Here is a 21,569-nt window from a genome sequence, read left to right as displayed (position 1 = left end):
ACCATCCCCGCGGGTGCGGGGAGCAGAGCGCCGGTTCCTGGGCAACGCGCCTCAGGTGGGGACCATCCCCGCGGGTGCGGGGAGCAGCGTGGGCGGCTACGTCGGTCCGGCCGTGGCCCGGGACCATCCCCGCGGGTGCGGGGAGCAGTGGTTGCGCTGGGCCTCCATGAGGATCTTGAGGGGACCATCCCCGCGGGTGCGGGGAGCAGTCGACGTCCACGCAGACGCTCAATCCGTACGAGGGACCATCCCCGCGGGTGCGGGGAGCAGAGCTCGCGGGCCTCGATGATCCCGCCCTTGCCGGGACCATCCCCGCGGGTGCGGGGAGCAGGCCGAGCTGCGCATCATCCGCGAGGTGCAGCTGGGACCATCCCCGCGGGTGCGGGGAGCAGGTCGTGGAACAGGCCGCGCTCACGCGGGGTCAGGGACCATCCCCGCGGGTGCGGGGAGCAGACGAGGCGGCGGTAGGGGCGCCCGTTACGGGGGGGACCATCCCCGCGGGTGCGGGGAGCAGTTCCCGTACTTCGTCTCGAGGACGTTGTCGTGGGGACCATCCCCGCGGGTGCGGGGAGCAGGACGGCCTGGCCGCCGTCACGAACCTGGACCTGGGACCATCCCCGCGGGTGCGGGGAGCAGCCGTCACCCGCCTCCGCCCGCAGCGCCGGCCCGGGACCATCCCCGCGGGTGCGGGGAGCAGACAGCCACGTTCCAGGGTTCTCCCGGCGTGCAGGGACCATCCCCGCGGGTGCGGGGAGCAGCGGAGTTGGACCCCGGCGCTGGTGTTGCCGGTGGGACCATCCCCGCGGGTGCGGGGAGCAGTGGCAGTGCAATGTGTAGAGGGGTGCTGGTTCGGGACCATCCCCGCGGGTGCGGGGAGCAGATCAGGAGCCGGGCGGCCGACGAGAGCGACATGGGACCATCCCCGCGGGTGCGGGGAGCAGGCCGTAGGAAAGTCGCCCCGTGGCCGGCCCCCGGGACCATCCCCGCGGGTGCGGGGAGCAGCTCCCCGAGAGCAAGGTAGACCGTCTGACCGTCGGACCATCCCCGCGGGTGCGGGGAGCAGACTGTTTGACCTGCATGTTTACTGCTGCTGTCGCGTGCTTTTAGTAACTTTTACAGATTCCGACAAATGGCACATATAACAGTATTCGATCTCGCAGGATGCTTCTGACCGGATCAAGGGCGAGCCGATCATCGTACGTCTTGGGGATGCTGTTTTTCTGCGAACAGATCTATCTGCTCATATTCGCCTACGGAGCCGAGCTTTCCCTGTACTAATCCCTCATGAGCGTTGGGGGGAGTGCTCGTCCGGATCTGTTGGGTCGGCTCGGGGAGTCGGCTCGGTCCGTGTGGGCCAAGCACGATCGTGACAGCGACGGTTGGTTGCCGCTGTGGCGGCACATGGAGGACAGTGCCGCGGTGGCCGGCCTGTTATGGGACCAGTGGCTTCCCGTGGGGGTACGGAGACTGGTCGCCGAGGCGTTGCCGCAGGGCGAGCCGGACGCACGTGCTCTCGCCGTATGGCTCGCCGGAGTGCATGACATCGGCAAGGCCACTCCGGCGTTCGCCTGCCAGGTGGATCAGCTCGCCGACACGATGCGCGACCGCGGGCTGGAGATGCGCTCAGCGAGGGCGATGGGGCCGGATCGCCGGATCGCACCGCACGGTCTGGCGGGGCAGGTCCTGCTGGGGGAATGGCTGGAGGAACGACACGGGTGGGCGTCTGCTCGGACCGGTCAGTTCACGGTTGCTGTGGGCGGGCATCACGGAGTGCCGCCCGAGCACGGACAGATCAAGGCCCTGTACCAGCATGAAGAGTTGCTGCGCACTCCTGGGGCGAGCAACCGCGTCTGGCGACAGGTGCAGACCGAGTTGCTGGATGCCTGCGCCGAGCATTTCGGCGTGGCCGGACGGCTGGATGGATGGCGGGCAGTCAGGCTGCCGCAGCCAGTGCAGGTGCTTCTCACCGCGCTGGTCATCGTCTCCGACTGGATCGCCAGCAATCCGGACCTCTTCCCGTATTTTCCCGAGGGTGCGGCCCACAACGACCAGGACCGTCTCGCTGCAGCCTGGCGAGGGCTGGACCTGCCAACCCCCTGGCTGGCCGAAGAACCGGACGGAAGTGCCCGGGGCCTGTTCACCTCCCGCTTCGAGCTACCTGCGGGAGCGGAGGTACGCCCTGTTCAGGAGGCGGCCGTGGAACTCGCCCGGGACATGGAGACGCCCGGTCTGATGATCGTCGAGGCCCCGATGGGCGAGGGTAAAACGGAGGCGGCGCTCGCCGTTGCCGAGATCTTCGCGGCGCGCTCGGGTGCGGGCGGGGTGTTCTTTGCCCTCCCCACCATGGCCACCGGCAACGCCATGTTCCCCCGCCTGCTCGACTGGCTGAACCGGTTGCCGGGGGTGGTGGGCTCACGCCACTCGGTGCACCTGGCCCACTCCAAAGCGGCTCTCAACGAGGACTTCACCGGCCTGATGGCTCGCACGGGACGGGTCACGGCCGTCGGCGTGGACGAAGCGGCGCCTGCCTTCAGGCAGAAATTGGACGAACGACACCGCGCCAGTGCCGAGCTCGTGGCACATTCCTGGCTGCGAGGCCGCAAGAAGGCCATGCTGGCCTCGTTCGTCGCGGGCACTATCGATCAACTGTTGTTCGCCGGGCTGAAGAGCAGGCACCTGGCACTGCGTCACCTCGCAGTGGCCGGGAAGGTCGTCGTCATCGACGAGGCGCACGCCTACGACACGTACATGAGTGTGTACCTGGACCGGGTGCTCTCCTGGCTGGGTGCGTACCGGATGCCGGTAGTGGTGCTGTCCGCGACCCTGCCGGCCTCCCGCAGGCGTGAACTCCTTGGGGCCTACGCCGGCCAGGCCAGTACGGGCACCTCGTGCGACACGGGCACGCCGGACGCGTACCCGCTGGTGACGGCCGTTCCTCCGGGAGGGGAAAAACCACTGGTCCGCCGACCACGGGCATCGGCTCGATCGACGACCGTGCTGGTGGAGCCCCTCGTGGACGATCTGGACGTCCTCGCCAGCCGGCTGGAGAACGAGCTGGCCGAGGGCGGGTGCGCCCTGGTGATCCGGAACACGGTCAAGCGGGTACTGACGACAGCTCGGGCACTGCGCGACAGGTTCGGCGCCGAGAACGTGACCGTCGCCCACTCATACTTCGTCGATCTCGACCGGGCAGACAAGGACAGCACACTGCTCCGCCTCTTCGGACCCGCGGAGAAGACGGACGCCAGGCCCACGGGCCGACACATCGTGGTGGCCAGCCAGGTTGCCGAGCAGTCCCTGGACGTCGACTTCGACCTGCTGGTCAGCGACCTGTGCCCCGTCGACCTGCTGCTGCAGCGCATGGGGCGCCTGCACCGGCACCCACGCGGGCAGGCCCAGGAGATGCGGCCTCCGCGACTACGGACCGCGCGCTGCCTGGTGACGGGGGTGGACTGGACGGCGGACGTCCCCGCCCCGGTGCCGGGGTCGGTCGCGGTGTACGGACGGTACGCGCTGCTGCGATCGGTCGCGGTACTCCGCCCCCACCTCGACGGCGAGGCACAGCGGCCGGTGCAGCTACCGGCGGACATCAGCCCGCTCGTGCAGTGCGCGTATGGGGAAAGACCGGTCGGGCCGGAGGACTGGCAAGAAGTGATGAAGGAGGCTGCCGAGCAGTTCGAGCGGCACCGCGACGACCAGGCCGAGCGCGCTGCCGTGTTCCGTCTGGGAGACGTCGGCAAACCGGGGCGCCCGCTGTTCGGCTGGGTCGCCGCCGGGGTCGGAGACACGGACGACACCCCCACCGGGCGTGCTCAGGTCCGGGACAGCCGGGACAGCCTGGAGGTCGTTGTCGTGCAGCGGCGCGGTGACGGCAGCCTCGCCACCCTGCCATGGCTCAAGCCGGACCGCCGAAATCGGCAACGCGCCGGCGTCGAGCTTCCACAGGACGCGACGCCGGCGTCGTTCGCGGCCCGTACCGCCGCGAGCTGCGGACTGCGGCTTCCCCTGCAGTTCTCCGGCGAGACCATGGACCGGGCCATCGAGGAACTGGAGCAGCTGTATCTGCGCAAGTGGCAGGGCAAGGACAGCCCTTGGTTGTCCGACCAGCTGATTCTCGCTCTCGACGAGGACTGTCAGACCCAGCTGGCAGGATTCTCGCTCCGGTACAGCCCTGAAGACGGTCTTGAGGTGACCCGTGACGCAGACGACTGAATTACCTGGGGCCGATACGGGCGAGGTGCTGTCTTTCGATCTGATCAGCCAGCCGTGGATCCAGGTGCTGCGGAAGGATGGCTCTCAGGATGAGCTGTCGCTGAGCCAGGTCTTCGCCCAGGCCAGCGATGTGCGGCGTGTCCTGGGTGATCTGGCCACTCAGGAGTTCGCCCTGGTCCGTCTCCTCCTGGCCGTCGCGCACGACGCCCTGGACGGCCCCGACGACATCGACGAGTGGGCGGAGCTGTGGGAGGATCCCGACTGCTTCGCCCCCGTTCAGGCCTACCTGGAGGAGCACCGCGAGCGGTTCGACCTTCTCCGCCCGGCCACGCCGTTTCTCCAGACCCCCATCCTGCGCACGACGAAGGACGAGGTCTTCTCCCTCAACCGGATCGTGGCCGACGTGCCTGCCGGTGAACCGTTCTTCAGCACGCGGTTACCGGACGTGGATCGGCTGACCTTCGCCGAGGCCGCCCGCTGGATCGTCCACGTCCACGCTTACGACACCTCCGGCATCAAGACCGGCATGGTCGACGACGACCGGGTCAAGGGCGGCAAGGTTTACCCGCTCGGTACCGGCTGGGCGGGCGGGCTGGGTGGCATCTTCGTGGAGGGCGACACGCTGCGCGAGACACTGCTGCTCAACCTGGTGGCGGCGGACACCGAGGAGCTCGGCTTCTCCCCCGACGACCGGCCGGCCTGGCGCCGTGAGCCCTGCGGTCCGGGCTCCGACGGGCGTTCCGCGACCGGTCTGCGTGACCTGTACACCTGGCAGTCACGCCGGGTGCGCCTGCACCATGACGCGGACGGCGTCCACGGAGTCGTCCTCGGCTACGGCGATCCGCTCGTCTCTCGGAACATGCACCGCCTCGAGCCGATGACTCCGTGGCGACGCAGCCCAGCTCAGGAGAAGAAGCTGGGGCAGTCGCCCGTCTACCTGCCTCTGGAACATGATCCGGCCCGTTCGGCCTGGCGGGGCATCGCCGCGCTTCTTGCCGACCGGCTGGAGGAAAGCGGCGGCACCGAGGGGCCGTCACGTCTGCGGCCGCGGATCCTCGAGTGGGTCGCCCGGCTGGTGACCGAAGGCCACCTCTCCCGCCGTTTCCTCGTCCGTGCCCGGGTGGCGGGCGTCAGGTACGGGACCCAGCAGTCCGTGGTCGACGAGGTCGTCGACGACCGCTTGGTGATGCCGGTCGTCCTGCTGCATGCGCAGGATCCCACCTACGCCCAACAGGCCATCTCCGCGGCGGAGGACGCCGACCGGGCCGTACGGGCCCTGGGTGACCTCGCGGCCGACCTGGCCCGAGCGACCGGATCCGAGGAAGAGGGGCCGAAGTCCGCGGCCCGTGCCGAGGGGTTCGACGCGCTGGACCATCCGTACCGTGACTGGCTGGCCGCCATGGCGAAGGCGGTTGATCCCTTCGAACACCGGCACACGTGGCAGCGCCAGGTACGGCAGACGGTGGGCCGCCTTGGCAACCGCCTCATCGCAGCCGCGGGTGATGCGGCCTGGGAGGGCCGGATTCACACCGACACCAAGGGCGGCACCCACTGGCTGAACGCGGGCCTGGCCGATGTGTGGTTCCGAGGACGACTGGCCAGAGCGCTGGGCGACCCCGGTTCTCCCGGCTCCCCGGGCCCCGACGTGGGAGACGCCACCCCCGCCGTCGACGGTCCGCACACGCCGGGACCGCCCGGTCTGCCGGACACCGATGACGCCGCGACCGCCCCGGAGGTGCACGCATGACATCCACATCCGCATCAGCCCCGCCCGCCGCAGTCCCGGTCCACCAGCGGGTCGCGGAGCTCACCGCCACGCACATCGGCTCCTGGCAGGAGGGCTACCTCAACGACAGGTCCCAAGCCGTCGCCGCTCTGGCCCGCCTGCGCCGCGGCGCAGGCCGTGAGGCGGGCGAGACGCCCGACCTGTGGAACCTGATCGACACCGATGCGCTCCACGCCTCAACGGCGGGAACGCGGCTGCTGAGCGAGCAGGAGATGGTGCGTGCCGAGAACGCGCTGCACGCGGCCCTCACCCTGTGGGCCTTCCACCAGCAGTCCCGCGGCGCGCCCATGCACCGTCGGCATACCCGTGAGCGGCCGGGCGGCCTGGGCGCGGCGGTCCGGCGCCTGATGCCGGCGGACGGCGTCGACGAACCCGTCCGCAAGCGCCTGGTGCGCGCGGGTACCGCCCCCGACCTGGTCGCCCTGACCCAGCGGTTGCGCGACATCGTCGCACTGCTGCGCCGCGAGGACATCCCGCTCGACTACGCCCTCCTCGCCGGCCAGCTCTACCTCTGGCAATGGCCCGACGGGCCCGCCGCCGTCCGCCGCCGGTGGGGCCGCTCCTTCCACGAGCAGCGGCGGCCCCGGCCGGCCTCCGACGAGAACACCACCCCGGACACCGACAAGGACGCCTCGTGAACCGCATTTTCCTGGACGTGCACGCCCTGCAGACCGTCCCGCCCAGCAATCTCAACCGGGACGACACGGGCGCGCCCAAGACGGCCGTCTACGGGGGAGTCCCCCGCGCCCGGGTCTCCAGCCAGGCGTGGAAGCGGGCCATCCGCACCTACTTCAAGGACGAGCACCTGCTCGACCCCGCCGAGCTGGGCGTGCGGACCAAGAAGATCGTGGAGCTACTGGCCGACCGGATCACCGGGGTCGACGATTCCATCGAGCCGGAGACGGCACTCAAGCTCGCCGACGAGACGGTCAAGGCCGCAGGCTTCAAGACCGAGGTGCCCAAGCGGAAGGCCGACCAGGCGAAGAAGGACGGCGGCCCCGCACCCGCCCCAGAGAGCAAGTACCTGGTCTTCCTCAGCTCCCGGCAGCTCGACGGCCTGGCCCGCCTCGCTCTCGACGGTGCCGCCGACATCACGGCGTTCCTGAAGACCAAGGAGAACAAGGCCCGGGCCAGGGAGCTCGCGGACACCCGTCACTCCGTGGACATCGCTCTCTTCGGCCGGATGGTCGCCGACGTCGCCGACATCAACGTCGATGCCGCCGTGCAGGTGGCGCACGCGCTCAGCGTCCACCGGGTCGACAACGAGTCCGACTACTACACCGCCGTCGACGACGAGAACACGGACGAGGAGACCGGCGCCGGGATGATCGGCACCGTCGACTTCAACTCCGCGACTCTCTACCGCTACGCCGCCCTCGGCGTGCACCAGCTCGCCACCAACCTCGGCCAGGGCCTGCGCGAGGACGAGCCGCGCACCGAGCCGGTACGCCGCGCCGTCGAGGCGTTCGTGCAGGCCTTCGTCGCCTCCCTGCCCACCGGGAAGATCAACACTTTCGGGCACCACACCGAGCCCGATGCCGTGGTCGTCAAGCTCCGCACCACCCGGCCGATCAGCTGCGTCGCCGCCTTCGAGGACCCGATCCGCAGCGACGGCGGCGGGCACCTGCGCGAGGCCGCCGACCGGCTCGCCGCATACGCCTCCGACGTCGAACGCGCCTACGGCGACCCGGAGACCACCCTCACCTGGGTTCTTCGTGTCGGACCTGCCACGCAGAAGCTCGCCGATCTCGGCACCGAGGCCGGCACGCTGCGCGAACTCGCCGCCGCGGTCGGCCAGGCCGTCGCGGAACGCCTGGAGAAGCCCGCATGAGCCGCACGAGCGTGCTCGCCCTCCGCCTGGCAGGCCCCCTGCAGTCCTGGGGGGCCTCCTCCCGTTTCACCCGCCGCACCACCGAATCGGCCCCGACCAAGAGCGGCGTCATCGGCCTGCTCGCTGCGGCGGCCGGCATCGAGCGCGGTGACGACAGGCGCCTCGCCCCGCTGGCGGCACTCCGGTTCGCAGTCCGCATGGACCAGCCCGGCACCCGCATCCGGGACTTCCACACCGCCCACCATGACGTCACCGGTGCGTCCATGCCGCTGTCCGAGCGGTTCTACCTCGCCGACGCCGTCTTCGTCGCCACCGTCGAGGGCGATCACGCCCTGCTCACCGGTCTGCGCGACGCTCTGCGCACCCCCGTGTACCCGCCCTACCTCGGCCGGCGTTCCTGCCCGCCCTCCGAACCGGTCGACCTCGGACTGTACGAGGACGCCCGCCTCGAGGACGTACTGGCGAGCGTGCCCTGGCAGGCCTCCGCCTGGTACCGCAGACGACACCGGACCCCGCAGGCCCTGACCGTGCTGCGCGAGACGGCCGCCGACGAGTCAGCCGCAGCGGCGGACGTCCTGCGTGACCAGCCGGTCAGCTTCGACGCCGCCCACCGGCGACACGCCCTGCGCACCGTCGTCACCGACCCCGTGTCCACTCCGATCCCGTCGAGCGGCGGCGGCCCACAGAACGCACACGATCCGTTCGCCGCCCTCGACGCCCTGGAGAATGAGAGCGCCTGATGTTCCTCTCCCGCTTCCGCGTCAACACCGCGCGGCCCGGCGCCCGCCGCCTCCTGTCCTCGCCCCAGGCCATGCACGCGGCTGTCATGTCGTCCTTCCCGCACATCCTCCCCTCCGACAGCCCGGCGCCCGACGCCCCGCGCGTGCTGTGGCGCCTGGACCAGCGGGCCCGTGCCGAGGTGCTGCTGTACGTGGTCAGCCCCGACCGTCCCGACCTGACCCACCTGGTCGAGCAGGCCGGATGGCCCGCCGTCGCCGGCCCAGAGAACCCCGGCTGGCAGACCCGGCCCTACGCCCCGCTCCTCGACCGGCTGACCACCGGCGAGCACTGGGCGTTCCGCCTGACCGCCAACCCCGTACACACCGTCCGCCGCAAGGAGGGCGAACCCCGCAAACTCACCGCCCACCTGACACCCGTCCACCAGATGGGCTGGCTGCTCGACGAGGAACGCCAAAAGCGCTGCGGCTTCCGCGTCTGCGAGAAACCCGCGGACCGGCGGCTCCTGCCCGAGGGCACCACCCACCAGAAGCGGCCCCACCCCGGCGACCGGTACGAGCTGGCCATACGGGACACACGGTCCCTCTCCTTCGACAAGTCCCGTGGAGCTGGCGGCCGCCGAGACAAGCCGGTCACCGTCGTCACCGTCACCTTCGAAGGACGCCTGGAGGTCACCGACTCCGACCTGCTGCGCCGCACCCTCACTCAGGGCATCGGGCGGGCCAGAGCATACGGCTGCGGCCTGCTCACCCTGGCACCGGTAGCACCGGTAGCACCGCCCGACCGGCACACCCCATGAGCACCGTCTCCCGACGCCCGGCGCTCACGCCCCGGCAGCTCACGCGCACCGACGAACGCCTCTCCTTCGTCTACCTGGAACGCTGCACGGTCCACCGCGACGCCAACGCCATCACGGCCCAGGACGCGGAAGGCACCACCCACATCCCGTCGGCGACCATCGGCACCCTCCTCCTCGGCCCCGGCACACGCGTCACCCACCAGGCCATGAGCGTGCTCGGCGAGACCGGCGCGGCCGTCTGCTGGGTCGGTGAACGCGGCGTGCGCTACTACGCGTCCGGCCGCGCCCTCAGCCGCTCCTCCGCGCTCATGGAGGCCCAGGCCCGCCAGTGGGCCAACCCCCGCAGCCGCCTCGCCGTGGCACGTGCGATGTACCGGATGCGCTTCCCGGACGAGGACCCCGCCGGGCTCACCCGGCACGAGCTCCTCGGCCGCGAAGGGAGACGCGTCAAGGACTGCTATCGAGCCGAGGCCGCCCGCACAGGCGTCTCCTGGCGGGGCCGCCGCTACGTTCCCGGCGACTTCACCAGGGGCGACTCCGTCAACCAGGCCGTCACCGCCGCCGCCCAGTGCATGTACGGCATCGCCCATGCCGTCGTCACCTCCCTGGGATGCAGCCCGGCCCTCGGCTTCGTCCACTCCGGCCACGAACTGTCCTTCGTCCTGGACATCGCCGACCTCTACAAGACGGAGATCGGCATCCCGGTCGCCTTCGACGTCGCCGCACAGGACGAGGAGGACGTCGGCTCCCGCACCCGCCGCGCACTGCGGGACCGCATCAACGAGACATCCCTGCTGAACCGGTGCGTCGATGACATCAAGCGCCTCCTGCTGCCGGAGACGGCCGACTCCTCCGCCCCCGGCGGCGACCGGGACGTGGTCACGCTGCAGAGCGACCACGGTCACCAGGTCGCCTCCGGCGTCAACTACGACGGCCCCGACGAGGACTACGGAGACGAGCTCTGGTGACCGTCATCGTCCTCACCAACTGCCCCGCCGGCCTACGAGGCTTCCTCACACGCTGGCTGCTGGAGATCTCCGCAGGCGTGTTCGTGGGCAACCCTTCGGCCCGCATTCGCGACGTGCTCTGGGAAGAGGTCCAGCAGTACGCAGGGCAGGGCCGCGCGTTGCTGGCCCACACCACGAACAACGAACAGGGCTTCACCTTCCGCACCCACGACCACGCCTGGCACCCCACCGACCACGAGGGCGTCACCCTGATCCGCCGCCCCGACCCGAACGCGCCCTCCCCCGGGCCTGCTCTCCAACAGAGTCCCCCCTCTGGCTGGAGCAGGGCTGCAAAACGCCGACGCTTCGGCAGAGGCTGATGCACATGAAGCCCCTTACACCCCATATGCCGGGATCAGAGAAAGTACTCGCAAACCGCTGCTGGCCCGACTAAAACCGCAGGTCATCCAGTCTGCTCCCCGCACCCGCGGGGATGGTCCCCAGTGGAAACGGGGCAGGGCCCGCACCACCGACTGCTCCCCGCACCCGCGGGGATGGTCCCGGATCACCGCAGGTCGCACCCACTTCCGGCAACTGCTCCCCGCACCCGCGGGGATGGTCCCTCTTGACCGCCTCCTTCAGATTCGCCGAGTAGCTGCTCCCCGCACCCGCGGGGATGGTCCCCTGACCCAGCTCGCCGCGTTCGGAAAGGGCTTCTGCTCCCCGCACCCGCGGGGATGGTCCCCGCTAGGTGTCACGAAGCCGGTTCCCAGCTCACTGCTCCCCGCACCCGCGGGGATGGTCCCGCGTGCAAGAACGTGAGCATCGAGCGCTGCCGCTGCTCCCCGCACCCGCGGGGATGGTCCCAGCTGCACCCTGGTGGCGGGCCGGTGGGATTCCTGCTCCCCGCACCCGCGGGGATGGTCCCGGGTGAAAACTAACTCCCGAGTCAGGAGAAAACTGCTCCCCGCACCCGCGGGGATGGTCCCGGGGAGACCGCCCCGTTTGATCCATTGGCCAGCTGCTCCCCGCACCCGCGGGGATGGCCCCGCGTTCACGCCCGGGACCGGGTCGGTTGCCGACTGCTCCCCGCACCCGCGGGGATGGTCCCTCCTCACGCTCGGGGTCTTCCAGCCGCACGGTCTGCTCCCCGCACCCGCGGGGATGGTCCCGAGCCGTGGAAGCGGGCGGGAATCCCGCCGAACTGCTCCCCGCACCCGCGGGGATGGTCCCATCGACATCGACGGGACCATCCAGGAGATAGGAACGGTCCTGGCCTGATGACGTCGGCCAGACCTGGAGCCTAAGGTGTGCCGGTGATCTTCAAGAGGAAGCGAGAGCCTTCGGGCCTCGCCGCCATCGTGTCCGAGCTGGAGGAGGCGGTTGCCGCTCGCGATGGCGATCGCACCGGGCGGGCCTTCAACGCCGTAATCAAGGGTGTGCAGTCGGCGTCGGATACTGAACGCGTTGTGGCAGGTCCCCGGTTGGCGGCCTTGCTCCCCGCCTTCCCACCCACGGGTCCGCGGCCGATGCTGGCGATGGCGGCCGGCTTCTGCGTCGAGCGCGGGGCGGATCCGGCGGCCTGCGCCGAGCCGATCCTCGACGGCGTCCACCGGGACCTGCTCGACGCCCGGGAGTTCGCCCACCGCTGGACTGCCACCGGCGCGGCCGAGGACGAACTTCCGAGGCCGAACGAAGAGATCATTGACGACGCGCTGCTGGCCCGTCTCGGCGGCGACGTGTACGAGGCCACGCGGCTGGCGCTGGCCTGGTGCTCGGTCGAGGAGTGGCAGCCGCCCGCGCTGGCCGTGCTGTGCCGCAGCGCCGAGGTACGCCGTCGGCACGCATCCGCGATCCTCCCCGCCTGCCGCGACCTGGCGGCCCTCGGGCGGCACGACCTGAAATGCCTGGCCTACGCGCTGGCGGTTCTGGACGACGAGCCCCTTGTGGTACTGCACAAGCCCACAGGGACCGGGTTCGAGGTACGCATAGGCGGTATCGGGGACAACTTCCAGTTGCACACGCTGCTCGCCCACGTCCTCGTCGGCGGCGGCTACGTGCCCGGGACAATGCCTTCGGCGGAGAGCGTCCGGCTGGCCATGGACCCCGAGCCCGCCCGGGGACGCACCCAGACTGTCGCGACCGGGGCCTTCGAGCTCCTTGCTGCGGACGGCGAGCGGATCTGGAACGAAGGGCTGCCCGACGACATCCCCGTGGTGGGGGGACGCCGCGTACTGGTGCTCGACGAGCCGACATATCGGCGCAGTTGGAACGCCGACCGGTTCTTCCCGCATCTCCCGGGCACGGTCGAGCTGACCCGCGTCCTGACCGCAGAGGAGACGCGGACCTGGTTCGCCCGCACGTCGTCCGGCGACGGGATCCGCCGGCCCTCCTGACTCGGTGGACCGGGCCGTCATCACTCCGGGCGGCGGCTGGTGGGGCAAGAAGCCGGAGCTCAGACCTGGTCCCGTCTATCGAGCAAGACCTGTGCCAGGGCGCTTCGGCTGCTGAACAATCTGTCGGTTCGGCGCCGCGGCCTGCGAACGAGTCGGGATCAGAACAAGCCGGTCAGCTCTGAAGCCGGCGGATCCCCGACAGCACGCAGTGCCTCGTCATCATCGGCTCGGCTGTTGCGCAGTCGGTCCTGGCGAAGCCAGGCCCTTCGACACCCGTGGTCATGGCGATCAGCGCCATGACACTTTGCGCGGTGCGTCCGCACTGCAGCTGGCTGGACGACGGCAGCAGCCGTCTACGCGGTCACATGCCGGTGCGGAGGCTGTCGCTCGGTCGCTGGTGCTGGCCCTGTTCGCGGGCCTGTTGTGCATGCGGTGCGTTGTGCCGCCGCTCCTGTTGCAGAATTGCGCGGGCTGCCTCGCCAGACATGTACCGCTGGGGATCCCGTGCGCTGCTGTGTCGGCGCGCCTGCTGCTCGGCTTGGAGTTGCTCGGCGACCGCACGCAGATTCCTGGCCTTGATGTGCAGCGCGACGGCCTCAGCGTGGGCCTGTTGAGCGGCTTCGGCGCGGGCCGTGTCGATCTGCGTGGTCAGCGTGGGCAGGTCGGCCTGCATCGCGGCGAATCGCTGCCGCATGACCGCTGGGTCGACGGGCGCAGCGCCGAGCGCGCCGTGGGCGCGGAAGGCCTCGGCGTACGGGGAGGTGCGCAGCGTCTGCCAGGCCTGCCGGCGGGCATCGGCGGCGGCGCGTTCAGCACGTTGTTGCTCCTCGCGCGCTTCGGCCAGTTGCTGCGTGCACTGGGCGAGTAGGGCCTGCTGTTCTGCGCGGGAGGTACCGGCCAGGCGCAGGGCGATGCGGCTGCGGCCGAAGGCCGCTTCGATCCTGTGCTTGACGGTCTCAGCCTGCGCGGCAGCGGCGGCGGCGCTGCGCGCGATGCTGTCCTCGTGCTGGGCGCGGGCGGCGCATTGGTCGGCCGCCGCGAGGACGGCGGCCGCGGCCTGTGCGGTGCGCTGACCAGCGCTGGGCTCTTCCTCCGCTGCGGCCGCCAGCTCCTGCGCCTGACGGGTCTGCGCCTCGGCGGCGTTCTCGGTGGCCGCGGCAGCCCGCAGTGCCTTGGCCAGCCGAACCTCCAGCTGGGCGGCGGTCAGTGCTCCGTACGGGCGGGCTTCGCGGTCGTCCAGTGTCGGCAGGAGGGGTTCTTCGGCCGCAGGCGGCGGGACCGGCTCCGGGGCGGAGCGCAGTCGGTCGCTGACCATGGCTTCGGTCCGGTCCTGGCGCAGCAGCACGGTGTACGCCTGCAGGGCGCGTTCCAAGAGCTCGGTCTCGTCGCTGAGGTCGCCCAGCCGGGAGGCCCGGGGCTCCGGGTTCTCCATGGCGGCGGTGGGCAGCCACACCTGGTTGGCGGTGCGGGCGCGGGTGACGCCGGAGTAGAGGGCGTAGGCGTTCGCGCCCAGCCCGTAGACAAGGGCGGTGTCGGTGGTCAGCCCCTGGGACGCAGCGATGGTCATCGCGTAGCCCAGGGAGAGGGCACCGGACGTGACCTGCCCGGGTGTCAGCCAGGCCTGATCGCTACGGGTGGCGCCGTGGTCGTTCTTGTGCCGCCAGGTGATCTGCACCCGGTGGTCGTCGGCGATGTTGGTGACAACGGCGCGGCAGCCGTTGAGGCGGTGAGGGCTGACGCCGCGCCGGGAACGGTGGTTGTTGGTGCGCACCCGGACGATGTCTCCGACGGCCAGGGTGAGGTGGTCGCCGCCCGGCAGGGCGTAGCGGTGGGTGCGGCCCAGTTCGCCGGCCGCACGGCGTAGAGCCTGCACACCGGCGTTCAGCAGGACCGCATCGTGAGGGCAGATCGCCAGCACCACCAGGTTCTCGAGCAGGTCATGCACGTCGTCGAAGCGGACGCGGGCCTGGTTCCAGGCGGCGAGGACGCCGCGACGGGCGTCGTCAGCACTGTCGGTTGCGTGGACGCGGTCGCGGTCGGTCAGCAGGTTCAGGACAGGCTCGCGGGCGCCTGTGCGCCAGATCTCCAGCGCGGTCCGCTCGCCCGCGTCCTTCTGGTGCTGGTTGACCGTGAGCGGCTCGCCGCCGACCAGTCGGTGCACCTCCGCGAAGCCGCCACCCGGGCCGATGGCCTGCATGTGCTGCGGGTCGCCCACCGCGATGACCTTGGTGTGGGTGCGGGCGGCTTCGGTGAGCAGCGCAGCCACGGACCGGGCGTCGGTCACGACTGCCTCGTCCAGGACCAGGACGTCGATGCCGGTGAGTCCGTCGCCGTACTGGATGCGCTGCAGCCAGGCCGCAATAGCGCGGGAAGGGATGCCGGATCCCTCGTACAGCTTCTGCGCGGCCACTGCCGACAGGGAGGCGCCGGCGTACGTCAGCCCGAGTCCGCCCCAGCCGATCCGGCAGGCCTCCATCAGGCTCGTCCTGCCCGATCCGGGCACGCCGACCACGGCCTCCACCCCGTGTCCGGCCGTGAGCAGCCGTTCCACTACGCGTCGCTGTTCGGCGGTGAGAGAGAAACCGGCCGCCACCTCGAACACGGAGACGGCGGACGCAGCCTGATCCGTACTCAGTCGGGCAGAACCGTCGGCGTAGCGGGCCCGCGCCTGATTCACGATGGCCTGCTCGGCGCGGAGGATGTCGCCGGTCGTGTAACGCTCCATGTGCGCCATGAGCTGCGAACCGTGCGACGGCAAAGCCTGGGCGTATCCCTTCACAGCGAGCACCCGCTCCGCTAGGGTCTCGAGCTCGTTCGCCTCCAGGCCGAGCGGGCAGGCATCCGCGACCCGGGCGAGCAGCTGGGCCTTGCTGAACTCCGTGTCGGAGGCGGTCAGCCCGCGCTGCGGGTCGAACACCTCGGCGGCGATCCGCTCGGGAGGAGGCGTGCGCGGGCCGTCGGGCCCGCCCACGGTGAGCGGCCCATCGGGGCCGGGCGGCCCCGGGGCGGCTGCCGCGACCATCGCGTCGACGTCATGGCCGAGGCCCTCGGCACGCAGGCGCCAGGTGGCGCGCAGGTCGATGGTGCCGGTGTCGTGCTTGGCGTGCCGGGTCTCGGCCGACACTCGCAGCTTCTCCTCACGGCCCGCGTCGGCGCCGGCGATGGCGTCGACCTGGGCCGCGCGACGGGAGTAGTGGTCGCGCAGCGACTCCGGGATGCCCTCGATCTCCCAGGCACCGGTGCGCGGCGAACGGGCTCGGACCACGCCGAACCGCTCGTGCGTCAGGGCCCGCACCCGTGCCTTGAACAGGGCGTCGAATGCCTTGGCGTGCCGGTGCAGGTCCATGCCGCCATTGGCGACGGCCCGCCACTGGCCGTCCTCGCAGCGGGCCATGTTGACGATCACGATGTGCACGTGCAGGTGGGGGTCACCGGGTGTGTCGTCGACCGGACGGGCGGACTGGTGCTCGACGCTCCAGCCGAGCAGTCCGCCGGTGGCGATGCGGTGCAGCTCGCCGTCCTCGCCCGCCAGGCTGTAGCCGATCCACTGCTCCAGTTCGGCAAAGGCCTCCCGCTTGGCCTGGTGGATCAGGGTTCGGAACTCCTTCTCGTGCCGCTCGGCGATCAGGGCCCACAAGGTGGAGTCGCTCTTCGGCAGATCGGCGACGAGGTCGTAGGCGCGGATGCGGATGCTGACCCGCTCGCCTCCGTGGGCGCGGGCCTCGGCGAGCTGGTCGGCGTCGTAGACATCCTCCAGAGCGAGACCGGCTGCGCGCGCGAGGCGGTGCAGGGAGTCGATCTGCAGCCGGTGCCGCTCACCCTTCTGACGGACCATCCGCGCGAGCGTCGCCCACTTCTTCGCCTGCTTGGGCTTGCCGGTGAACAGGTCAGCAGGCTCGCACCCGGCGGCCTCGGCGGCCGCCTCCACTGCCTCCATGAGCCGGGCGCCGGTCAGTTTGGCACGCGGATGGGCACGAAGCTCGGGACGCACCAGGTGCTCACCGGTGAGGGGGTGGACGCCCTTGGTCAGGGTCCGTGCGGCCTGCCTGCCCGCCCCGTCAAGCGGTGTGCCGGAGGTTTGGCCCACTTCGGTGAGGCCTTCGCCGATCCACACGAGCGCACCGTCGGTGGTGGCGTCCATGCGAGAGCCGATCTGGTCGCCGACGGTCGGCCGGCCGTGCCCGGCGAGGCCCTCGCCGTCGTGCTGGACGTAGCAGCCGGCCTGACCGGTGAGGCGGTACTCGACCTGCCCGTCATCCACGATCCCGGTGACCCAAGCCATCGACTGCCGCCCCCTCCCCTCGACCCTGGTGGCCAACGGCCGCGTACGTTCCCGTAGGGACGTACCTTTGTCCATTCTTTTTGATCTTGATTGAATGGTGACGATAGAGCGGCGCCAGGCAGGCAGTCAACGGTGCCAGGCCGAACCAAGGCGCGGAGAGAACACAGTGGCGCCCTGTCCCGACGGACCGGCCGACAGTCGCGTCAGACAGCCGAGCGGAAGCCAGGGACGGACCACGATCGAGTGTGGATGGGCCGACAGCCACGCACCGAGAGACGTCCGTGGGAACGGGACACCTGGTTGTTTGACGCGGACCAAACTGTCCATGGGTCTCGGAAGCGCTGACAGCCGACAGCAGTGATCAGGCCGTCGAGCTAGGTCCTGTCTCTTTGGAGCTCTGACGCCTTGGAAGTGGGCTGATTACTCTGTCGTGATGGTCAAGAGGATTGAGTCGGAACTGGTGGTAGACCTGCGAGGTGAGCCGATCGAGACGCTCGATGACTTCTGGGACGCTGTGGCTGAGCCTTGCGGACTGCCAGAGTGGTTCGGCCGGAACACAGAAGCCTGGCGGGACACCGTCCAGACGCGGGGAATCTCCGAGGTCATCGACAACTACGACGTCCTGGTCGTGCACGTGGACAAGCGAGGAGTCTTCGCTGCCCGGGACCGTGAGGCCCGAGCCCTGCGAAGCGCCTTTTCGGGGAAGCAGTCGCGACTGGTCGTGCACGAGCTGCTCTGATCACCGCGTCTAGGTTTTGTCGCTTTCGTCAGCGTCGTGCCCAGATGAGGATGGCGGCGAGGTGGAGTGCGGCCTGGTAGGCGATGGCGAGTTTGTCGGTTCGTGTGGCCAGGCCGCGCCACTGCTTGAGGCGGTTGATGCACCGCTCGACGGTGTTGCGCTGCTTGTAGGCATCCGCGTCGAACCCGGGCGGGCGTCCGCCTCGACGGCCCCGTCGCAGGCGGTGGCCGATCTGGTCCGACGGCTGCGGGATGACCGTGCGGATCTGTCGGCGGCGTAGGTGGGTGCGGATCGCGCGGGATGAGTACGCGCGATCGGCCAGGATTATGGTGGGGCGGGTCCGGGGCTGGCCGGGGCCGCCTCTGGGCACCCGAATGCGGGCCATGACCGTCTCGAAGGCGGGCGCGTCACCGGCCTGGCCCGCAGTCACGACCAGAGCCAGAGGGCGGGCATGGCCGTCTGCCGCCAGGTGGACCTTGGTGCTCAGCCCGCCGCGGGAGCGTCCGAGTGCGTGGTCGGCCGGCTCGTTGCGGCCTTCGGCCCCTTTTTGAGTGCTCCGGCGGCGTGCTGGTGAGCCCTGACGACGGTGGAGTCGACCGACACCATCCAGTCGATGTCGTCCACGGCATCGGCTGCCGCAAGGACGGCGGAGAGGATCTTCTCCCACGTGCCGTCGACGGCCCACCTGATCAGCCGCTTGTGAGCGGTCTGGAACGAGCCCAGTTCCTCGGGCAGGTCCCGCCAGGGCTAGTTGGTGCGGTACTTCCAGGCGATGGCCTCGAGCGTGCGGCGGTGGTTGGCCCACCGCCGTCCGCGGACCGGATCGGCTGGCATCAGCGGCTCGATCCGGCCCCACATCACATCAGTGATCATCAATCGGGCAGACACATCCGATCAACTGATGAGCCCGCCAAAGAGACACGCTCTAGTCGTTGCCGGAGTACCAATGCCGCACCCACTGCTCGAAGCCCCAGGCGTCATCCCCGGGCACCGGGCCGGCTCCCACGTCGGACACCATCCAGACCTCGCCTCGGCGAGGTCCCGTGGTCACCAGCACCCAAAACGACTGCCCGTCCTCCGAACCGAGAACGATCGACCCCCTGGTGTACACGGCGTCGGTGCGTGGATCGTCTTCAGGGTCGACCGTCTCGTCGTCCTCCCACGGCCAGGCCGCCTCCAAGGGGAACAGTTCCCCTGGCTGCCGCGGACCGAGGTCCGGCCAGCTCTCGGGCAGCCACCCGAGCGGCTGCAGACCGCCGTCTTCCGCCGGACCAAGGCTGCACCCGTTGCTGATTTCCGCAACGAAGGTTCTGTACGGCTCCGGGAGCGTCACCCGGTTCTCGGTCTCCCACGTTGCTACGGCTTCATGGCCGAGAGGAGGCTCGCGCCACTCCGGCGCGAATGCGGAACGCAGGAAGTCGAGAGTTGCCTCAACAGGACGCTGATCAGGTGTGGTCGTCACGGCAGCATGCTGGCAGAAGAGGCTGACATCTGATCTTGATCCTCCATCTGCTGCCGCTCTTGGATCCCGCTGTCAGCCAACGCGGCCCATGCCCATGAAGGGGTTCGTCGTCCGGGAGGCCTGCGGTGGAGGCGATGACGTGGGCACATGTGAGCAGCAGCTGGTCGGGGATCAGGAACGCCACCCCGACCGGACGGCCGTCGTGCAGTACCCGGGCCGTCCCGCGCTCCCACGCGGAGTCCGGCTCGCCCGCCGACGTCACCTGCCGCCCTCGGGGCGGCTCCACTCCAGTTCCAGCTTGATGTGAGCGTCGCCGGAGCCCTTCGCCACCACCAGGCCGGCTTCCGCTGTCACCCGCAGTCCGAACTCCGCACGGACGTGATCGGGGCTGCATGGCAATTCAGCCAGACGCTCCAGCATGGTCGCGGCCACCCGCTGCACCCGGGCCATGCCCGACTCGAACGTGTCGGCGGACGTCTCGAAGAGCTCGTCACCGCGACTTGCGACTTGCCCGGATCACCCCGGAACCCTGCTCGTCGGACAGCTCGACGACGAAGACCTCACCGTCTTCGAACGCACTCAGGGACACGCCATGGCCTTTCTGTTACCTCATCAGAATGCTTCAGAAATAAGGCAGTTGTGCTGAATTTTCACGGCCTGACATCGTAGCTGCGGCCTGCAGAACCGTTCTCTGATTCATGGAAACGGCGGGTCACCTGAAGCATGCGCGCGTCCACGGCCGATGGACTCAGGAGCCCACTCGTGTCCGGGGGCGGACGGCGTGGCCGCAATGGTCATGGATCGGAAGGGACGGTGGAACGGTCGGCTCAACAGACGCCTCCGGGATTATCACGCCGTGATAATCGGTGGGCCCGACGAACGCTCGAGTCCGTCCTGCGGCCAGGCTTCTGTCTTCCGCCGGGCTGCTTCCGCCCGTCCGTCCGCCCTGGCCTTCTGCTCATGAGGAGACAACCACTCCCGTGCAGATTCGGCACGGGTATGACCGCCGACGAAGCTGGCGCCGGCGTCCATGGCGCCTCCTTGCGGAATGGCTGGTTCACAGCCCGGGTTTGCTGCGAGACCCTAAGGTCGCCGGCTGTGACGATTACCTCGGATGGGACGCCGCTGTGGCGGGACCGTCAGTTTGTCCTGCTGGCGTCGGCGCGGATCATCTCGGTTCTGGGCAATGGTTTCGCGCGGGTGGCGCTCGGGTTTGCCGTGCTGGGTCTGCCGGGGGCGAGTCCGGGTCGGCTGTCGTTGGTGCTGGCCTGCCAGGCGTTGCCTCAGCTGGTGTTCATCCTGGTGGGCGGGGTGATCGCGGACCGGATGTCCCGAGTCCGGCTGATGGCTCTTGCCGACTGGGTCGGGATGGCGGCGTACGGAGGCCTGGCGGCCATGGTCCTGACGGGACGTGCCCCGCTGGTGGCGATGTGCGCCCTGGCTGTTGTCGCCGGCACGGCGACCGCACTGTTCTCCCCCGCGATGGACGGTGTGCTGCCGCTGCTGGTGTCCAGGGACCGGCTCCAGCAGGCCAACGCGCTGTTGCGGGTGGGCACCAACATGTCCCTGCTCCTCGGCCTGGCGCTGTCGGGTGTGACCGTGGCCCTGGTCGGAGCGGGCTGGGCGCTGGCGCTGAACGCGGTCTCCTTCGCGGTCAGCGCGGTCCTGGTGCTGCGGCTGCGTGTGGCGGGGCGGCCGCCGAAGGCGTCGTCCGGCTGGGCGGATCTGCGGGAGGGATGGCAGGAGTTCTCCTCCCGGCAGTGGCTGTGGTCCGTGGTCGCGCAGTACGCGATCGTGGTCGCCGCGTTGAACGCCAACGTCGGTGTCCTGGGCCCGCTGGTGGCCGAGGAGCACCTGGGCGGCGCGCGTGCGTGGTCGGTCATCGTGACGGCTCAGGCTCTCGGCACCGTCGCGGGCGCGGGGCTGGCCGCACGGATCCGGGTGCGGCGTCCCGTGCTGGTGGCCGTCCTCTCCACGTTCCCCGCGGCTGTGCCGATCGCCCTGCTGGCCTCTCAGGCGCCGGTGTGGCTGATCGCCGCGGCCATGTTCTGCTCCGGCATCGCCTCGGACATCTTCGCCGTGCTCTGGGCCACCACCATCCAGCGGGAGATCCCCGAGGAAGCCCTGTCCAGGGTCAGCTCCTACGAATGGTTCGGCTCGCTGGCCTTCGCGCCCCTCGGCCTCCTCGTCGCCGGTCCCGTCGCAGGTGCCGTCGGTACCGGCCCCGCCCTGGCCGGCTGCGCGCTCATGATCGTGCTGGCCACTGCCGCAGCGCTCCTTTCCCCTTCCGTACGCCGCCTCCGGGCACCGGAAACCACCGAAGCCCGGACCCGGGGCGGGTCACCAGAGTCTGCGGAGCAGGCGGGGTAGCGGAGCA

Annotated in this window: 14 protein-coding genes, 1 pseudogene and 2 CRISPR repeat arrays; of the genes and pseudogenes, 11 read left to right on the top strand and 4 right to left on the bottom strand. The window is 70.2% G+C overall.

Annotation, left to right across the window (positions count from 1 at the left end; genetic code table 11):
- Positions 1-58: 58 nt before the first annotated feature.
- A CRISPR array of direct repeats spans positions 59-1,063; the repeat unit is 29 nt; unit sequence GGGACCATCCCCGCGGGTGCGGGGAGCAG.
- A 221-nt stretch (positions 1,064-1,284) separates the two neighbouring features.
- The 9 genes from BU52_RS28270 (at position 1,285) to BU52_RS28230 (ending at position 12,709) form a co-directional block, all read left to right on the top strand.
- Entirely contained in the window at positions 1,285-4,212 is a 2,928-nt protein-coding gene (locus BU52_RS28270) for a CRISPR-associated helicase/endonuclease Cas3 (protein WP_051858662.1), read from the top strand.
- Positions 4,196-5,959 carry a type I-E CRISPR-associated protein Cse1/CasA gene (casA, locus tag BU52_RS28265; protein WP_037939727.1) on the top strand — a complete coding sequence of 588 codons (1,764 nt, stop codon included), beginning with the start codon at positions 4,196-4,198 and terminating at the stop codon, positions 5,957-5,959. Before BU52_RS28270 ends, casA begins: the two co-directional genes overlap by 17 nt.
- Complete coding sequence (casB, locus tag BU52_RS28260) at positions 5,956-6,636, top strand: type I-E CRISPR-associated protein Cse2/CasB (protein WP_037939724.1); 681 nt, start codon at positions 5,956-5,958, stop codon at positions 6,634-6,636. Before casA ends, casB begins: the two co-directional genes overlap by 4 nt.
- Positions 6,633-7,829, top strand: coding sequence for a type I-E CRISPR-associated protein Cas7/Cse4/CasC (gene cas7e, locus BU52_RS28255; RefSeq protein WP_037939721.1), 1,197 nt, complete (start codon positions 6,633-6,635; stop codon positions 7,827-7,829). Before casB ends, cas7e begins: the two co-directional genes overlap by 4 nt.
- Complete coding sequence (gene cas5e / locus BU52_RS28250) at positions 7,826-8,569, top strand: type I-E CRISPR-associated protein Cas5/CasD (protein ID WP_037939719.1); 744 nt, start codon at positions 7,826-7,828, stop codon at positions 8,567-8,569. The genes cas7e and cas5e overlap by 4 nt, the downstream gene beginning before the upstream one ends.
- Positions 8,569-9,366 carry a type I-E CRISPR-associated protein Cas6/Cse3/CasE gene (gene cas6e, locus BU52_RS28245; protein ID WP_037939718.1) on the top strand — a complete coding sequence of 266 codons (798 nt, stop codon included), beginning with the start codon at positions 8,569-8,571 and terminating at the stop codon, positions 9,364-9,366. Before cas5e ends, cas6e begins: the two co-directional genes overlap by 1 nt.
- Positions 9,363-10,334 carry a type I-E CRISPR-associated endonuclease Cas1e gene (cas1e, locus tag BU52_RS28240; RefSeq protein WP_037939717.1) on the top strand — a complete coding sequence of 324 codons (972 nt, stop codon included), beginning with the start codon at positions 9,363-9,365 and terminating at the stop codon, positions 10,332-10,334. Before cas6e ends, cas1e begins: the two co-directional genes overlap by 4 nt.
- The gene (gene cas2e, locus BU52_RS28235; RefSeq protein ID WP_037939716.1) at positions 10,331-10,693 is read left to right on the top strand and encodes a type I-E CRISPR-associated endoribonuclease Cas2e; all 363 of its coding nucleotides are present in this window, start codon (positions 10,331-10,333) and stop codon (positions 10,691-10,693) included. The genes cas1e and cas2e overlap by 4 nt, the downstream gene beginning before the upstream one ends.
- A 92-nt stretch (positions 10,694-10,785) precedes the next feature.
- A CRISPR array of direct repeats spans positions 10,786-11,546; the repeat unit is 29 nt; unit sequence CTGCTCCCCGCACCCGCGGGGATGGTCCC.
- Between the two features lie 296 nt (positions 11,547-11,842).
- A complete protein-coding gene (locus BU52_RS28230; protein ID WP_235216442.1) occupies positions 11,843-12,709 on the top strand; it encodes a hypothetical protein in 867 nt (288 codons plus the stop codon).
- A 361-nt stretch (positions 12,710-13,070) separates the two neighbouring features.
- Here the strand turns inward: BU52_RS28230 and mobF are convergent, their stop codons facing one another.
- The gene (mobF, locus tag BU52_RS28225; RefSeq protein WP_051858660.1) at positions 13,071-16,991 is read right to left on the bottom strand and encodes a MobF family relaxase; all 3,921 of its coding nucleotides are present in this window, start codon (positions 16,989-16,991) and stop codon (positions 13,071-13,073) included.
- 433 nt (positions 16,992-17,424) lie between these two features.
- Between mobF and BU52_RS28220 the strand changes: the two genes are divergently transcribed.
- On the top strand, positions 17,425-17,730 hold the full coding sequence (locus tag BU52_RS28220) for a barstar family protein (protein WP_037939764.1): 306 nt from the start codon (positions 17,425-17,427) through the stop codon (positions 17,728-17,730).
- Positions 17,731-17,758: 28 nt separating this feature from the next.
- Here BU52_RS28220 and BU52_RS34245 read toward each other — a convergent pair.
- The 3 genes and pseudogenes from BU52_RS34245 to BU52_RS36570 form a co-directional block, all read right to left on the bottom strand.
- Positions 17,759-18,618 (bottom strand): annotated as a pseudogene (locus BU52_RS34245) (IS5 family transposase).
- A 37-nt stretch (positions 18,619-18,655) separates the two neighbouring features.
- Positions 18,656-19,192 (bottom strand): SMI1/KNR4 family protein, encoded by a 537-nt coding sequence (locus tag BU52_RS28205; protein WP_037939711.1) that lies wholly within the window; start codon positions 19,190-19,192, stop codon positions 18,656-18,658.
- Positions 19,193-19,450: 258 nt separating this feature from the next.
- On the bottom strand, positions 19,451-19,642 hold the full coding sequence (locus tag BU52_RS36570; RefSeq protein ID WP_235216441.1) for a CU044_2847 family protein: 192 nt from the start codon (positions 19,640-19,642) through the stop codon (positions 19,451-19,453).
- Positions 19,643-20,290: 648 nt separating this feature from the next.
- On the opposite strand from BU52_RS36570, the gene BU52_RS28195 reads away from it, so the two are divergent.
- Positions 20,291-21,562, top strand: a complete 1,272-nt coding sequence (locus tag BU52_RS28195) for an MFS transporter (RefSeq protein WP_063830042.1) — start codon at positions 20,291-20,293, stop codon at positions 21,560-21,562.
- Positions 21,563-21,569: the final 7 nt, after the last annotated feature.

The organism is Streptomyces toyocaensis, from assembly GCF_000725125.1.
Lineage (GTDB): Bacteria > Actinomycetota > Actinomycetes > Streptomycetales > Streptomycetaceae > Streptomyces > Streptomyces toyocaensis.
The sequence above is the reverse complement of the archived record's forward strand: the minus strand, read 5'-3'. Positions and strand labels throughout refer to the sequence as shown.

Bases quoted from the DNA above. Each gene is read 5' to 3' on its own strand.
- BU52_RS28270 (WP_051858662.1), top strand. From the start codon at position 1,285: ATGAGCGTTGGGGGGAGTGCTCGTCCGGATCTGTTGGGTCGGCTCGGG.
- casB (WP_037939724.1), top strand. From the start codon at position 5,956: ATGACATCCACATCCGCATCAGCCCCGCCCGCCGCAGTCCCGGTCCAC.
- cas5e (WP_037939719.1), top strand. From the start codon at position 7,826: ATGAGCCGCACGAGCGTGCTCGCCCTCCGCCTGGCAGGCCCCCTGCAG.
- cas6e (WP_037939718.1), top strand. From the start codon at position 8,569: ATGTTCCTCTCCCGCTTCCGCGTCAACACCGCGCGGCCCGGCGCCCGC.
- cas1e (WP_037939717.1), top strand. From the start codon at position 9,363: ATGAGCACCGTCTCCCGACGCCCGGCGCTCACGCCCCGGCAGCTCACG.
- BU52_RS28230 (WP_235216442.1), top strand. From the start codon at position 11,843: ATGCTGGCGATGGCGGCCGGCTTCTGCGTCGAGCGCGGGGCGGATCCG.
- mobF (WP_051858660.1), bottom strand. From the start codon at position 16,991: ATGGCTTGGGTCACCGGGATCGTGGATGACGGGCAGGTCGAGTACCGC.
- BU52_RS28220 (WP_037939764.1), top strand. From the start codon at position 17,425: ATGGTCAAGAGGATTGAGTCGGAACTGGTGGTAGACCTGCGAGGTGAG.
- BU52_RS36570 (WP_235216441.1), bottom strand. From the start codon at position 19,642: ATGGCCCGGGTGCAGCGGGTGGCCGCGACCATGCTGGAGCGTCTGGCT.